Origin of the sequence: Agrobacterium sp. a22-2 (assembly GCF_012276985.1) — a bacterium.
Taxonomy (GTDB): domain Bacteria; phylum Pseudomonadota; class Alphaproteobacteria; order Rhizobiales; family Rhizobiaceae; genus Allorhizobium.
Genome location: NZ_JAAXMM010000015.1, coordinates 1 through 14,821 on the forward strand (window position 1 = coordinate 1; position 14,821 = coordinate 14,821).

14 protein-coding genes are annotated in these 14,821 nt (G+C 62.6%); 10 read left to right on the forward strand and 4 right to left on the reverse strand.

The genetic code is table 11. From position 1 onward, the window contains the following. The first annotated feature begins 133 nt into the window (after window positions 1–133). Together HFC70_RS21005 and HFC70_RS21010 are read left to right on the forward strand one after the other, a co-directional pair. Entirely contained in the window at window positions 134–1,105 is a 972-nt protein-coding gene (locus HFC70_RS21005; protein ID WP_168475257.1) for an ABC transporter ATP-binding protein, read from the forward strand. A gap of 11 nt (window positions 1,106–1,116) precedes the next feature. Beyond that, entirely contained in the window at window positions 1,117–1,929 is an 813-nt protein-coding gene (locus tag HFC70_RS21010; protein WP_168475258.1) for a creatininase family protein, read from the forward strand. 67 nt (window positions 1,930–1,996) lie between these two features. Here HFC70_RS21010 and HFC70_RS21015 read toward each other — a convergent pair whose 3' ends face one another. Beyond that, on the reverse strand, window positions 1,997–2,914 hold the full coding sequence (locus HFC70_RS21015; protein ID WP_168475259.1) for a LysR family transcriptional regulator: 918 nt from the start codon (window positions 2,912–2,914) through the stop codon (window positions 1,997–1,999). Between the two features lie 138 nt (window positions 2,915–3,052). Here HFC70_RS21015 and HFC70_RS21020 point away from each other — a divergent pair, with 138 nt between their 5' ends. The 8 genes from HFC70_RS21020 to HFC70_RS21055 all read left to right on the forward strand — a co-directional run bounded on the left by HFC70_RS21020 (window position 3,053) and on the right by HFC70_RS21055 (window position 11,451). Further along, a complete protein-coding gene (locus tag HFC70_RS21020; RefSeq protein WP_168475260.1) occupies window positions 3,053–3,985 on the forward strand; it encodes a glyoxylate/hydroxypyruvate reductase A in 933 nt (310 codons plus the stop codon). A 352-nt stretch (window positions 3,986–4,337) separates the two neighbouring features. After that, window positions 4,338–5,387, forward strand: coding sequence for an ABC transporter substrate-binding protein (locus HFC70_RS21025; protein WP_168475261.1), 1,050 nt, complete (start codon window positions 4,338–4,340; stop codon window positions 5,385–5,387). A 17-nt stretch (window positions 5,388–5,404) separates the two neighbouring features. Next, a complete protein-coding gene (locus tag HFC70_RS21030; RefSeq protein WP_168475262.1) occupies window positions 5,405–6,496 on the forward strand; it encodes an ABC transporter ATP-binding protein in 1,092 nt (363 codons plus the stop codon). Then, window positions 6,493–7,365 (forward strand): ABC transporter permease, encoded by an 873-nt coding sequence (locus HFC70_RS21035; protein ID WP_168475263.1) that lies wholly within the window; start codon window positions 6,493–6,495, stop codon window positions 7,363–7,365. Before HFC70_RS21030 ends, HFC70_RS21035 begins: the two co-directional genes overlap by 4 nt. Next, window positions 7,362–8,159 (forward strand): ABC transporter permease, encoded by a 798-nt coding sequence (locus HFC70_RS21040; protein ID WP_246735891.1) that lies wholly within the window; start codon window positions 7,362–7,364, stop codon window positions 8,157–8,159. Before HFC70_RS21035 ends, HFC70_RS21040 begins: the two co-directional genes overlap by 4 nt. A 30-nt stretch (window positions 8,160–8,189) precedes the next feature. After that, window positions 8,190–8,858 carry an RraA family protein gene (locus HFC70_RS21045; protein WP_168475264.1) on the forward strand — a complete coding sequence of 223 codons (669 nt, stop codon included), beginning with the start codon at window positions 8,190–8,192 and terminating at the stop codon, window positions 8,856–8,858. Window positions 8,859–8,930: 72 nt separating this feature from the next. Then, a complete protein-coding gene (gene ggt, locus HFC70_RS21050) occupies window positions 8,931–10,619 on the forward strand; it encodes a gamma-glutamyltransferase (RefSeq protein WP_168475265.1) in 1,689 nt (562 codons plus the stop codon). Window positions 10,620–10,731: 112 nt separating this feature from the next. Continuing rightward, a complete protein-coding gene (locus HFC70_RS21055) occupies window positions 10,732–11,451 on the forward strand; it encodes an SDR family NAD(P)-dependent oxidoreductase (protein ID WP_168475372.1) in 720 nt (239 codons plus the stop codon). Between the two features lie 69 nt (window positions 11,452–11,520). On the opposite strand, the gene HFC70_RS21060 is transcribed toward HFC70_RS21055, so the two are convergent. The 3 genes from HFC70_RS21060 to HFC70_RS21070 all read right to left on the reverse strand — a co-directional run bounded on the left by HFC70_RS21060 (window position 11,521) and on the right by HFC70_RS21070 (window position 14,768). Further along, on the reverse strand, window positions 11,521–12,258 hold the full coding sequence (locus HFC70_RS21060; RefSeq protein WP_368669769.1) for a GntR family transcriptional regulator: 738 nt from the start codon (window positions 12,256–12,258) through the stop codon (window positions 11,521–11,523). Between the two features lie 99 nt (window positions 12,259–12,357). Further along, on the reverse strand, window positions 12,358–13,671 hold the full coding sequence (locus HFC70_RS21065) for an aspartate aminotransferase family protein (protein WP_210259373.1): 1,314 nt from the start codon (window positions 13,669–13,671) through the stop codon (window positions 12,358–12,360). A 20-nt stretch (window positions 13,672–13,691) separates the two neighbouring features. After that, a complete protein-coding gene (locus HFC70_RS21070) occupies window positions 13,692–14,768 on the reverse strand; it encodes a phosphotransferase (protein ID WP_168475267.1) in 1,077 nt (358 codons plus the stop codon). Window positions 14,769–14,821: the final 53 nt, after the last annotated feature.

The following is a 14,821-nucleotide window of genomic DNA, read 5'->3' on the forward strand; positions in this document are numbered from 1 at the left end:
GTCCGATTGCGGTTACGGCCTGTGCGGCAACAAGGCCCGCCCTTCTGCCATCTGCGGACGGGCAGCGATCCGTACGCTGTCTGCTGGCGCCGGGAATGCCTGATGTGCCGGAATACCCATCGGAGGAAGCCGCATGAGCGCACCACCGCTTCTCGAGGTCGAGAGCCTCAACAAGAGCTATCCAGTCGGTCGGCGCGGGCTTTTCGGCAAGCACACCATGCAGGTGCTGCACGATGTCAATCTGAGCGTCGCGCCTGGCGAAGTGCTGGGTCTGGTCGGCGAAAGCGGTTCCGGCAAGAGCACGATCGGCAGGGCGATCCTGCGTCTGATCCGCTCCAAAAGCCAGACGATGCGCTTCGACGGCATCGACCTCAACACGATCTCACGCCCGCAACTGCGCGACCTGCGCAGGCGCATGCAGATCATCTTCCAGGATCCCTATGCCAGCCTCGATCCGCGCAAGACCATTCGCGCCGTGCTATCCGAAGCGCTCGACGCCCACGGTCTGCACAAGGGAGCCGCACGCGCGGGCCGTCTCACAGAACTGATGGGGCTGGTCGGTCTCGACCCGAGCTTTCTCGACCGTCGCCCGCACGAATTCTCCGGCGGACAGCGCCAGCGCATCGGCATCGCCCGCGCGCTGGCGGTGGAGCCCCGCTTCATCGTCTGCGACGAAGCGGTCTCGGCGCTCGACGTCTCGATCCAGGCGCAGGTGCTCAATCTGCTGGCCGACCTGCGCCAGAAGACCGGCATTTCCCTGCTGTTCATCAGCCATGACCTGTCCGTCGTGCGCTTCATCTCCGATCGGGTCATGGTGCTCTATCTCGGTCGGGTGATGGAAGTCGGTCCGGCCGACGCGGTGCATTTCGCGCCGAAACACCCCTATACCGCGGCGCTGATCTCGGCCGAACCAGGCCTGCATCACGAAAGCCGCCGCATCCGCCTGAGCGGCGAGATCCCCTCGCCGCTTCATCCACCCTCCGGCTGCGTGTTCCGCAGCCGCTGTCCCTATGCCCAGTCCGCCTGTGCCGACACGGTGCCGCCGCTCAAGACGGTCGGCGATCGGCATCAGTCGGCCTGCATCCGAGACGATATTCTTCTCTAAAGGAAAATGACATGCTGACACCCAAGATCAAGATCGCCGAACTGACCAGCGAGGAGGCGCGGCAATATCTCAACGATGACGCCGTCGTCCTGCTGCCCATGGGCTCGCTGGAAGACCAGGGCACCCATGCGCCGATGGGCGATTACCTGGCCGCCGAAGCCGTAGCACTCGACATTGCCCGCGCCGCCCGCGCCGAAGGGGTGCCGACCTTCATCGCGCCGGTCATCCCTTTCGGTGGTGCCGACTATTTCGGCTCGTCGCATGGCGGCATATCCCTCACGCAATCGACGCTGTTTGCCGTGCTCGACGACATGTTCGCCTGCCTTGCGCGCCATAAGCTTACCAAGGTCATGGTGATCAACGGACACGGCGGCAATGTCACCGCGATCAACGACGTTTCGCTGAAATGGCGCCAGACCAATGGCATGTTCGTCGCCTCCATGTATCTGTGGCAGGTCAGCTACGAATTGCTGAAGGATATCCTGGGGCCTGAGGCAGCGGCAAAGTCGTCCGGCCATGGCGGCGATCCCCTGACCTCCGTCGGCCTGCACTATTATCCCGATATCCTGCGCATGGACCTGGCCAAGTCGCCGCCGAAGGGCCAGACAGCCATGGGTGTCGAGGTTGCGGGTTTTGCGGCCCTCAAATATGCCGGCGCCCGTCTGCAGGCGCCGATCGAGGCGATCGAAACGGCACCGCACGGCGTGTGGGGCGGCGATCCGGTCTATTGCTCGGCCGAGACCGGCAGTGCGCTGACGGCGCGTCTGGTCGAAATCGGTGCGGGCTTCATCCGCGATCACGTGTCCAAGCGTTTCGCAGCCTGAAATCTGGTTGCAACGGGGCGGCGCGCAGACAGGGCCGCCCCTGAAATCGAGGAGGAAGCCGGCCGGATCAGGTTGGTCGGAAGCTCACATAGCGTGGATGCGCTTCCGCCCATTCCTCGGCGGCCTGACGGGCCAGCTTGAAAATCGCCTCCGTCTGGGCCCGGCGCGCCTTGTTCTGGTGTACGCAGCGGATGTCGAGCGGCGCCAATTGCACCGTGGTCGGGATTTCGACCAGCATTCCGGTGGAAATCTCCTGTTCCAGCGCGGCAAGCGGCACAGCCGAAGCCCCGTATCCCGCTTTGACGAGGTCACAGATCGTGCTGAGCGAATTGCCGGTATGGCGGGAGTTCGGACGCCGCTTGGTTTCTTCGATCAATTCGGCGACCGGGGCAAACAGCGGCGATGTATGGGGATAGAGCACCAGCGGCAGTTCGCGGATTTCGTCCGGCGTCAGCGGTCGGGTGATCTCGCCGACGACATCGGGTCGCGCCACCCAGCCGACGTGATAGAGCACGGAAAAACTGTCGGCAATCTGCGGTAGGCCGGCCTCGCCCGTGACGAACGCCATGTCCAGCGCGCCGGATTTCACCAGCGGACGCAGGTCGACATTGGCGCCGGAATAAAAGTCGACCAGCGGCGCATCCGGCAGGTTGGCGATCTTGTGCCGCAAGGTGATGGCCCAGGTGACCGTCACCATCGAGACGATGCCGATCGTATAACGCCTTTTTTGCTTGAGCTTCAGGCGACTGGTCAGCGTTTCGCTAAGGTTGAGAAAGGTCTCGGCATATTCCGCGACTTCATGACCCTGTTCGGTCAAGGTGAAGTCGGACTGGGATCGGTCCACAAGCGGTATGCCGAAGCTCTCCTCAAGACCAGAGATTCGTGCGGAAACAGCGGGTTGTGTCAGGCCTATATGATCGGCCACGCGCTGATAGCTTTTAAGACGGGTCAGCCAGTAAAAGGCTTCCAATTGTTTGAAGTTCATGGAGCGAGCCTAATGCAACGCGGCGATAAATCCACATAAAAATTCTCTATGGAAGACACCAGAATTTTTGTTTTGACCTTGAGGCGCAGTTGCGGTGAATGGAGAAAACGCCATGCTTGAGCCAATCGAGGATTTCCCATGACCATCGCTGTCTCCCTGCCAGCCGAAGACAAGACGGAATGGTGGTGCCAGATGCTGCGGGATCTCATGCCGGACTGGGAGATCCAGCCGCTTGACAAGGTCCAGGACCCTGACGCCGTGACCTATACCGTGGTCTGGCGTCCGGTCACCGGCGCCATGAAGCCCTTCAGCAACCTCAAGGCCATCGTTTCCCTGGGCGCCGGCATCGACCATGTGCTGGCCGACAAGCTCCTGCCGCAGGATGTCCCGATCATCCGCACCGTGGGCACCGATCTGACCCAACGGATGAAGGAATATGTGGCGCTGCATGTGCTGCGCCATCACCGTGAAATGCCGGCCATCGAGGCCAATCAGGGCCGCAAACGCTGGGAACAGATCATCGTTCCTCCGGCAACCCAGCGGCGTGTGGGCGTCATGGGTCTCGGCAATCTGGGCTCTGCCGCTGCCGAACTGCTGTCGCAGATCGGCTTCCAGGTCGTCGGATGGTCGCGCTCGCCCAAGGAGTTGAAAGGCGTCCAGTGCTATTCCGGCGCGGACGGTTTCCAGAGCTTCCTGGAAGGCACCGAAATCCTCGTCTGCCTGCTGCCGCTGACCGACGGCACCCGTGGCATTCTCAATGCCGATACCTTCAACCAGCTGAAACGCGGCGCCAGCATCATCAATGCCGCCCGGGGTCCCCACATGGTGGACAGCGACCTGATCGAAGCCCTGAACTCCGGCCAGATCGGCGCCGCAACCCTCGACGTCTTCCATGTCGAGCCGTTGCCGGACACCCATCCTTTCTGGTCCAATCCCAAAATCACGGTCACGCCGCATATCGCCTCGATGATCGACGCGCCGACCGGCAGCAAGATCGTCGCGAAAAACATTCGCATCTTCGAAGAAACCGGCACGGTCCCGGATCTGGCCGACGCCAAACGCGGCTACTGAGCCCCGTCCTAAGCTCTTATCCCGCCCCGATTGCAGCTCTCCGGCGCTTGCCCGCCCGGAGGGCTTTTTCGTGCATTTTTCGCACCGCCCGAATTGGCAGGCCACAGGTTTAACCCAAATTTCTTTGATGGCGGCAGTCAGAAAATTCGATTGGACTTTGATGCCCTGAAATCGTTGCATCGCAGGGTAACGGGCGTTGCGGACCCCACGCCACCGCCCCCACGCAGATCCGATCGAGCACCGCGGACAAAGCCCTGCCCCTGATATCGCTGTACCGCAGCCCTTTCGCAGCGGTCAGAATAATTTGGACTTTTCAACCGTTCTGACTTGGCCCCAACAGGAGAATTTGCAGATGAATAAATGTCTTCTTCCCGCCATTCTGGCGACAGCACTCCTTGCCGGCCACGTCCAGGCACAATCCGCCGAGGTGAAGGGCGACATTACCCTCACCGCCTATTCCGGCATCTTCCAGGACAAATATGTGGAGGCGGTGATCAAGCCGTTCGAGGCAAAGTTCCCTGGCGTGAAGGTGAATTTTTTTCCCGTCGGTGCGTCTTCGGCCATGCTGGGCAATCTGCGCTCCCAGGCGGGCGATCCCCAGACCGACGTGGTGATCTTCGACGTTTCCACCTCGCTGATCGGCGACAAGGAAGGCCTGCTCGCACCCTTGAGCGCCGCCGACGTGCCGAACCTTGCCGATTTGGTGCCGCAGGCCATCGTCAAGGAGGGCTATGGTCCGGCCGTGACCTTCGACAACCTCGTCGTACTCTACAACACAGAGGCTTTCCCGACACCGCCGACCTCGCTGTCTGTGCTCTGGGACAAGGCCTATGCCGGCAAGATGGCGATCACCTCCATGCCTTCGATTCTCGGCTCGGGGCTGATGGTGATGACTTCGGCGATGCTCGGCGAGGACTACACCAAGTCCGTGACGGCATCCGCCGCAAAGCTGGCGGAAATGGCGCCGAACGTCCAGACCTTCGACCCCAAGCCGGACGCCTATACGCTGGTCATCAACGGCACGGATGTGCTGGCCACCGGCTGGAATGCACGCGGTCAGTATTATGCCGACCAATCCGGCGGCAAGCTCGGCGTCATGCTCCCCAAAGAGGGCAGTATTCTCCAGATCAACACCATCAATCTGGTCGAAGGCGCCAAGAACCCCGAGACCGCCAAGGCGTTCATCAACTACGCGCTATCGCCTGAGGCCCAGGCCGCCTTTACCGAGGCGATGTTCTACGCGCCTGTCAACGCCAAGGCGAAGGTCAGCGATGTGGCGACGGCCCGCACGGTCGCCGGGCAGCTCGACAAGATGCTGCCGCTCGACTGGGGCTGGGCTGCGACCAAATCCGACGCCTGGAACCAGATCTGGAAGCGTCAGATCATCTCGGCCGGCAACTGAACGGCCAGGATGATCCGATGAACCTGCCAGCATCTCCCGCTCATATCCGCATCGACAGCCTGACATTCGACTACGGAGGCGCCCGCCCGGCAGTGGATGCCCTGTCCTTCGATATAGCCAAGGGCGAATTCATCGGGCTCCTCGGTCCCTCCGGCTGCGGCAAGTCCACCACGCTGCGGATGTTTGCCGGCCTTCTTGCGCCAACCGCAGGCAAGATCCTCATCGACGGGCAGGACATCGTGTCCCGCCCCTCTTGGAAGCGAAATCTCGGCCTGGTGTTCCAGTCCTATGCGCTCTTCCCGCATATGTCGGTCGCCCAGAACATCGCCTTCGGCCTGCATCTGCGCAAGGTCGGCAAGGAAGAGCTTGCCTCCCGTGTCGCGAGCGCCTTGCGGGCGGTCCGGCTTGAGGGCTTTGCCGCACGGCGGCCCTCCGAACTGTCGGGCGGGCAGCAGCAACGCGTGGCGATTGCCCGCGCCATCGTCATCGAACCGGAAATCCTGCTGCTCGACGAGCCGCTGTCCAATCTCGATGCGCGCCTGCGCGACGAGATGCGCTTTGAGATCCGCGACATCCAGAGCCGCACCGGCATCACCACCCTGTTCGTCACCCATGACCAGCAGGAGGCGCTGACCATGTGCGATCGCATCGCGGTGATGAATGCCGGAAGGCTGGAGCAGATCGGCACGCCGGCCGAGGTCTATGACCGGGCAGCGACCCCCTTCGTCGCCAATTTCATCGGTCGCGCCAACATGCTGCCGGCCGTCCTTGCCAAGGCTGCTGGCGTTCCTCAGTTGGTCCACCAGGGCATGACCTTGCCGGCTCCCGGCCCGACGGATCTGCCGCCAGGCGCGTCCGAGGGATCCGAACTGTCGGTCATGGTGCGGCCCCATGCCATCCGTCTGAAGGCTGGCGGCGGCGGCTTGACCGGACGGGTGACCCGTCGCGTTTATGTCGGCAACATCATCGAAGTGGAGGTTGAGCTGCCGGGCGGCCAAAACCTGGTGGCGGAATTGCGGCCCAACAGCGAGGAGGCGGCACTCGCCCAACTGGGCAGCGAAACCCGGCTCGACTGGCAGAGTTCCGACATGCGGATCTTTGCCGCATGAGCCGATTCGCGATCCCCGGCACCTCAACGCCTTTCACCCCCTGGCTACTTCTGGCACCCGCGCTGGCTGTTCTGACGGTCTCCTTCATTGCGCCGATCGCCTGGCTGTTCCGCATGTCGCTGAACATCTCCGATTTCGGCGCGATCACCGAAGCGATCAGCCTCAGGACCTATGCGACGATCCTGCAGGACAGCTATTACCTCGATCTTCTCGGCCGCACCCTGCGGCTGTCCCTCACCTGCTCCGTCATCGCCCTGCTGCTGGCCTATCCGATGGCGCTGTCCCTGTCGCGGATGACATCGCGCTGGCGCACGCCGCTCACCGTGCTGGCCGCCTCGCCGCTGCTCATTTCCGCCGTCGTGCGGTCGTTCGGCTGGATGATCACGCTCGGCGACGACGGATTGCTCAACTATCTGCTTCGCGCCGCCGGCCTGGTGGTCGAACCGCTGCACCTGGTCAACAATTACACCGGCGTGGTCATCGGCCTGTCCGAGAGCATCATGCCCTATATCTTCCTGACGATTGCCGCAGGCTTGGGCAAGCTCGACCGGCGGCTCGACGATGCCGCCATGTCGCTCGGCGCGCCGCCGCATATGGTCTTCCTGAAGATCACCCTGCCGCTCAGCCTGCCGGCCATCATGGCCGGGCTGACCATCGGCTTCGTGCTCTCGGTTTCGTCCTTCATCACCCCCTCATTGCTGGGCGGCGGTCGTGTCTTCCTGCTGGCGACCGAAGTCTACGATCTGGCCCTCATGTCGCTGGACTGGCCGACCGCGGCGGCACTGGCCTTTCTGATGCTTGCCTTCTTCGTCATTGCCATGGCGCTGTCGAGCATCCTGCTGCGGATCCTGATGCGGAGGATACGATGATCCTGACCAAGACCCTTTCCGTTCTGGCGCGTCTCTACGTGGCGATGATCTTCGGCATCGTCTTCATGCCGATGGCAATCATTCTCGTCATATCCTTCAGTGCCGACAGCTATCTGTCATTCCCGCCATCCGGCTGGAGCCTGAAATGGTATGGCACGGTGCTCAGCAACACCGCCTTCATGCAGGGCATGCGCAACAGCCTCGTGATCGCGGTGATCGTCGCGGCCTTGAGCCTTGCCTGCGGCCTGCCGGCCGCCTACGCCCTGGTGCGGCTGGAGTTTCCCGGCCGCAACCTGATCCGCAACCTGATCCTGGCGCCGCTGATCCTGCCGGCCATGATGCTCGGGCTCGGCATCTTGATGGTCTTCACCCCGGCCGGGCTGGTTGCCACCTATCCGGGCCTGGTGCTGGCCCATCTGATCATGACGCTGCCCTTCAGTGTCCGCATCCTGCAGACAGCACTCGGCAATCTCGGCACGGATGTCGAGGAAGCGGCCATGACGCTCGGTGCGCCGCCCTTGAAGGCGTTCACCGCCGTTACCCTGCCGCGGCTGCTGCCCGGCATTTTCGCCTCCTCGGCCATCGCCTTCATCCTGTCCTTCGACGAGATCGTCTTGTCGCTCTTCATCGTCGGCCCCAGGCTGCAGACCCTGCCGGTTGAAATCTACCGCTATGTCGACGAGCGGACCGACCCAATGGTCGCCGTTCTGGCCGTGCTGATGATCACCATCTCGCTCTCCGTCATCCTGATCGTCGAACGCAGTATCGGCTTCTCCAAGGCCTTTGGCCGCTAATCTCCTTGCCATCCCAGACAGGACACCCCCATGACCTATAAAATCAATGCCATGCCCGAACAGATCGCCGCGGCCGATCTTGCCCTTCTTGCCCAGGTCGAGACGGCCACGCTCGGCCACTGGCGGCATTTCGGCTTTCTCAGCCGGCAGATCCAGCCGCTCATCCCGCGGCGTCGCGTCGTCGGCACGGCGGTGACGATCGCCATCCCCGGTCCCGATTCCACCCTGCTGCACCACCTGCTGAGCCTGCTGCGTCCGGGCGACTTCGTCATTGTCGATCGTCTGCACGACGACCGCTATGCCTGCTGGGGTGGCGGCGTGACGGTCGGGGCAAAGGCCGCCGGCGCGGTGGGTGCCGTGGTCGATGGCCCCTGCACCGATCTCGAGGAGATCGAACAGTCCGATTTCCCGATGTGGTGCCGCGGCATTTCGCCGATCACCACCAGGCTCTACGATCTCGGCGGCGCCATCAACATCCCCGTTTCCGTCGGCAATACCGTCGTGATGCCGGGCGACGCGGTGCTGGCCGATGAAAGCGGTGTCATCGTTCTGTCCCCGGGCGAAGTCGCCACGGAAGCGCAGAAAGCCATCGACACGCAACTGCGCGGCAAGGCCCGCGAGGCGAGCGTTCGCGAAACCGGTGTGAAGCTTGGTGACATCTCAGGCGCAACGGAGAAGGTTATGGCGAAATTGCTCTGAGCCATGATAGATAGCCCGGGAACACGACGCCGTGCCCCCGCTTTGCTTCACACGTCCCATGCGAGACCTGCCGTGACCTCTGCCCCTCTGCCCTTCGCTTGCGAAAAACACCCGGCCTCTGGGTCCGGCGGTATCGTGGTGAGCAACCATCCCCTCGGATCTGCGGCTGGCGCCGAGATCCTGCTGTCAGGCGGCAACGCGGTCGATGCGGCCGTGGCAACGCTGCTGGCGCTGACCGTGGTCGAGCCGATGATGGTGGGCATTGCCGGCGGCGGGCTGTCGCATCTGCGGCTGAGTGACGGCCGGCACGTAGTCATCGATGCCCTGTCCACCGCGGCAGCATCGATGCATGCCGAAATCTACGAGCCGGTTTCCAACGAGCCGCCCGACTACATGGAAGCCAAGGGACGCCGCAACATCATCGGCGCCTCGTCTGTCGCCGTGCCCGGCAATCTCGCCGGCTGGTGCGAGATGCAGGCAAACTACGGCAAACTACCGTTCGCCGACGTGGTGGAGCCGGCGATCCGGCTGGCGGCCCGCGGTTTCGCGGTGACCCATTATCTCTCCGGCGCCATTGCCGAGGCCGCCGGTGAACTCAGCCAAGATGCCGAGATCGCCCGCATTCTCCTGCCGGGCGGACGGGCCCCGGCTCCGGGCCAGCGCCTGGTGATGGGCGACTATGCGGATAGCCTGGCGCTGATCCAGCGCGACGGGGCGAGCGCCTTGCATGGCGGCCCGCTCGGTGCAGCGCTTGCCGCCCGCATGCAGACCGGCGGCGGAGATGCCGGCTGGATCACCGAAGCCGACCTGCGCGACTACCGCCCGATCGAGCGCCAGCCGATCATCGGCAGCTATCGCGGCTTTGAGATCGCCGGGCCGCCGCCGCCGGCCTCGTCAGGCGTGCACGTTACGCAGATGCTGAACATGCTTGAGGGTTATGACCTGGCAGAGCTGGGCTTCGGGAGCCCGCAATCCCTGCATCTGATGACGGAAGTGATCCGCATCGCCTTTGCCGATCGCCAGAAGTATTCCGGCGATCCGGCCTTTGTCGACGTGCCCGTGGAACGGCTGACCTCCAAGGCCTATGCCGCGACATGCCGTGAGCAGATCCGCAATTCGGCGGGACTTCCGGCTCCGCGTGTCCCGGGATACGAGAGCCACGACACCACCCATGTGACGGTTGCCGATCGCGACGGCAATATCGTCAGCGCCACCCACACGATCAACGGTCTCTTCGGGGCGCGGTTCGCAGTTCCCGGCACCGGCATCATCCCCAACAACTACATGAGCAATTTCGATCCCCATCCGGGCCAGGCCCTCTCCGTGCAGCCGGGCAAGCGCGTGCCGACCTCGATGGCGCCGATGATCGTGATGAAGGACGGAGCACCGGTCTTCGCCCTCGGCCTGCCGGGTGGCCTGCGCATCTTTCCCTCGGCCATGCAGGCGATCGTCAATCTCGTCGATCACCGCATGAGCTTGCAGGAGGCCATGGAGGCGCCGAGGATCTGGACGCAGGGTCAGGAAGTCGAAATCGAAAACGCCTATGCGCCGCAGGCTGCAGCGCTTGAGGCGCTCGGCCACGAGGTTCGCGTCATGCCCCATATCGGCGGTGGGATGAACGCCATCGCCTTTGGCGAAACAGCAACAGGGGCCGCCTGCTGGCGCGCCGATGGCACGGTTGTGGCGCTGGGCGGTGGCCTTGCGCGGCCGGGCGTGCGATTCTGGCCGGACAAAGCCCCGTTGGACGCAGAAGAGGCGTGAGGCGGAAACTGCTCGCGACGATCGGTATTCAGGTCGACGGCGGCGCCCCGAAAATCGGAAAGAGCCCATGAACGAGACATCCAATCAGACAATGCCACCGACTCCCCGCTTCATGCTGCTGACCGGTGCCAGCCGCGGTATCGGCCATGCGACGGTGAAGATGTTCCTGGGACAGGGCTGGCGTGTGCTCACCGTCTCAAGGCAGCCGTTTTCTGAGGATTGCCTGTGGCCCTCGGCCCGCGAAAGCCACATCCAGGCCGATCTGGCCGACCTCACCCAGATCGACCGACTGGCCGCCACGGTTCGCGAACGCCTGAACGGTTGCGCCTTGCATGCTCTGGTCAACAATGCCGGGATCTCGCCCAAGGCACCGGACGGCGGCCGCCTCGGCGTCGCCGAAACGGATGCCGAAGTCTGGACGAAGGTTCTGAATGTCAATCTGGTGTCGATCGCCCTTTTGGCCCGCGCCCTCATGCCGGAACTGGAGAGGGCCGGCGGATCGATCGTCAATGTCACGTCGATTGCCGGTTCACGGGTCCATCCCTTCGCCGGCGTCGCCTATGCGGCGTCGAAGGCCGGACTGGCGGCACTGACCCGCGAACTCGCCCACGAATTCGGGGCGCGGGGCATTCGGGCCAATGCCATCGCACCGGGCGAAATCGCGACATCCATCCTCTCGCCGGGAACCGACCAGCTCGTGGAGGCCGAAGTCCCGATGAAGCGGCTGGGTACGACCCAGGAAGTGGCCGAGACGATCCTGTTTCTCTGCAGCGAGCGGTCTTCCTATATCAATGGCGCGGAGATCCATATCAACGGCGGCCAGCACGTGTGAAACGACCGGCGTCGTTTCCTCCTGCCCGGAGCAGGCGCTTTCGCCTGAGGCATCGAGTGCGAAATGCCGTCACATTTTCGCAAAATCCTTCAACAGCTCGATTTCATCCTCGCCGGAGATCATATCGGCATTCGTCTGGAGAGCATAGTCCACGACGGCCAGAATGCCGCCGAGATGCGCTTCGAGCAGTCTTGCAGCCTCATCCTGGTCATGCCGCTTGATGGCGCCATAAAGCGCCACGTGCTCTTCGATGACTTCCTCAAAATATCCCGTCTTCGGAAAGGCTTGACGACGCACCCGATCAAGCTGACCCGTTGCGGTATGAATCGTCTGCCAGACATTCGGAAATCCGGCAATCCGGCATAGAAGCTGATGAAACTCGTTATCAACCTTGAACGCCTCGTCGACGTCGCGACGTTTGGCAGCATCCTGCTGACGGAAGATCAGGAGGTCGAAATCTTTATCGTAAACCGGATCGAAATTGCGCGCCGCCAGCCGCACCATGCGCAATTCCAGGCTTGAGCGCACCAGATGGCCTTCGATGACCTTGCGCATCGCGATCTTGTTGACGAAAGTACCGCCACTTGGAACGATGCTCACCAGCCCTTCCTGGGCGAGGCGAAGGACGGCCTCCCGCAAAGGCGTTCTTGATATGCCAAGTTCGGCGCAGATTGCCTTCTCATTGAGGGTTTCGCCCGGCGCAAGCTTCATGGTGATGATCGCATCGCGAATGACATTGTAGGCCCAAAGCGCCTTCGGCAGGCCGGCCCCCGTATCATCCTGCACCAGCTTAGCATGTATGTTCACTTGAAGCCCCGTCCGCAACCATTACCGTCTATTATCATATATGCATTATACGCGGCTGTAACCGATGCAAGAGCCGCTCACGGGCCGCAGAACAAGAGGTCAGTGCATTTCGCGAAGAACCTCTTCCAGCGTATCGAGGAAGACGCGGGCATGGTCCTTCGCAAACGGCAGCGGCGGGCGGATCTTCAGGGTATTGCCATGAATGCCCGCAGCACTGATCAGAACCTTTCGGTCGCGCATGCGATTGACGACGGCAAGCGCCCGGGTGCCATCGGGCTCGCGGCTCTGGCGGTCCTTGACGAATTCCAGGCCGAGAAACAGGCCCGCGCCGCGCACGTCTCCGATACAGTCGAAACTCTGCTGCAACTGGCGCATTCCCGCCAGCATATGGTTGCCGGTCGACAGCGCATTGCCCATCAGATCCTCATCGCGGATGATGTCGAGAACGGCATTGGCTGCGGCGATCGAGACGTGATTGGCGCCGAACGTATTGAAATAGCGAATGTCGCGGCCGAAACGGTCCTGCACCTCGGCCTTCATCACGGCGGCTGCGATCGGCAGGCCATTGCCCATCGGCTTGCCCATAACGGCGATGTCGGGAACGATGTCGTGCCGCAGGAAGCCCCACATATGCGAGCCCAGGCGGCCGAATCCGGGCTGCACCTCGTCGGCAATGTAGAGCGCGCCGGCGTCATGCACGATGTCCAACGTCATTTTCAGAAAGCCCGGTGGCTCCGAGAATATGCCGTCCGTGGAGAAGATGCTGTCGGCAATGAACGCCGCAGGCTTGATGCCATGGCGCTGCATGGCAGCGATAGCCTTGGCAACGCTGTCGGCAAACGCGGTTTCAACGTCTTGCCCATCGGCCCGATATGCGTCGGGGGCTGGCACGGTCATCACATGCACTCCGAGCGGCATGTTGGGACCAAGCGAAGGCGAAATCTCCGCTGCCGCCGCCGTGACGCCGTGATAGGCATTTTCCGTGATGATGATGCCCGTCCCGCCGGTGTAATAGCGGGCGATGCGCAGGGCCAGATCGACGGCCTCGCTGCCGGTGCAGGTAAACATGACCCGGCTCAGCTCGTCTGGAAACGTTGCGAGCAGCTTGTCGCAATAATCGAGGATCTTTTCGTCGAGGTAACGCGTATGCGTGTTCAGCACAGCCGCCTGCTGGCTCATCGCCGCGACCACTTTCGGATGGCAGTGGCCGACCGACGGCACGTTGTTATAGGCGTCGAGATAGGCATTACCGTCGGCGTCGTAGAGCCAGACGCCCTCGCCGCGCACCAGATGCAGCGGGTTCTCGTAGAACAGCCGATAGGACGGTCCAAGCAGCGCCTGACGTCGCTCGATCAGCGACCGCTCCCGTTCGGGCAGGCTTGCAAGCCGCGCGGGATCAAACCCGTTGATCATCGTGGTGGCCGGCTTTTTCATCACTCTCTCCCTGGGCCGCAGGCGGCTGCCAGACGCGCCATGGCGTCGTCGTTTGATATTGCGTCGAGGCGGGCAAATTGGTCCCACACCGTCGGACTGTTGCGTGTGTAAAGTTCCCGATGCTCGGGAAACAGCCTGGACCGCCATTCGGGGATGATGACCCGCATCATCATGCGTGTCCGCACGGCGGTGAGAAGCAAGTCGACCTCCGGAGCGCTCAGGGTCTTTTGCGTTGCATAACCTTTCAGGAAATCGCACATGGCGCCGACAGGATCTGCAGCGTCGCCCATCTGGTAAGCAGCACCGACCGCGACGTCGAACAACCGTGGTGCATGCACCATGTCGCCGAAATCGATGATACCCGTGATCCTGTCGGGCTCCGTCTCGCTGACGAGAATATTCTCCATGTTGAAATCGTTATGAATGACCTGGGCCGGCAGATGATCCAGGTGGGGCAGGATGCCGGCTTCGAAGTCGTCCATCGCCTGTTCGAGCCGAAGCCGCTGCTGGGCATTCTCGAAGGCGCCGAGCAGATCACGAAGGCCAGCGGCATAGGTCATGTCCCAGGTGATGCGGTGATGGGCCGCCTCATGGGTAAATCCGGCCAGCGCCGTCTGCAGCCGGCCAAGCAGCGCGCCGATACGATAGCGCTGCAGCGGCGAATGGGGCTGTGACTTCTGCGATGCGCCCGGAACGAAGGTGACGATGCGCACGCCGCGCGTCCCCCCATCGTCATCCACCATGCGGAAATCGGCTTCGCCGTCCAGCGTGCGGATGATCCTCTGAACAGGAATATCGGGGTCTGCCGCCTCGACATGCAGGAGCGCCTGGCTGTGCATGCTGGTCATCGCCGGATGCTCCGCCGGGTTGAGGATCTTCAGCAGATAGGGGGTGCCATCGTCAAGCGTCAGCCGATAATTGCTGTCCTTTTCGCCCCACAGCCATCGGACCTGTCCGACAAGTCCGTATTTTTCCCGCGCAATCCTTTGCGCCTGATCCGGCGGAACGCTTGCCACGCCGGTCTTGAGTTCAGCGCCAAGGCCATCCGTCCTTGCTTCGCCTGCAGTGGTTGCCATGTTTCCCCCTCTCCCAGTCTTTTTGATTTTCCCGGCGGTTCTCGAGCCTGCCG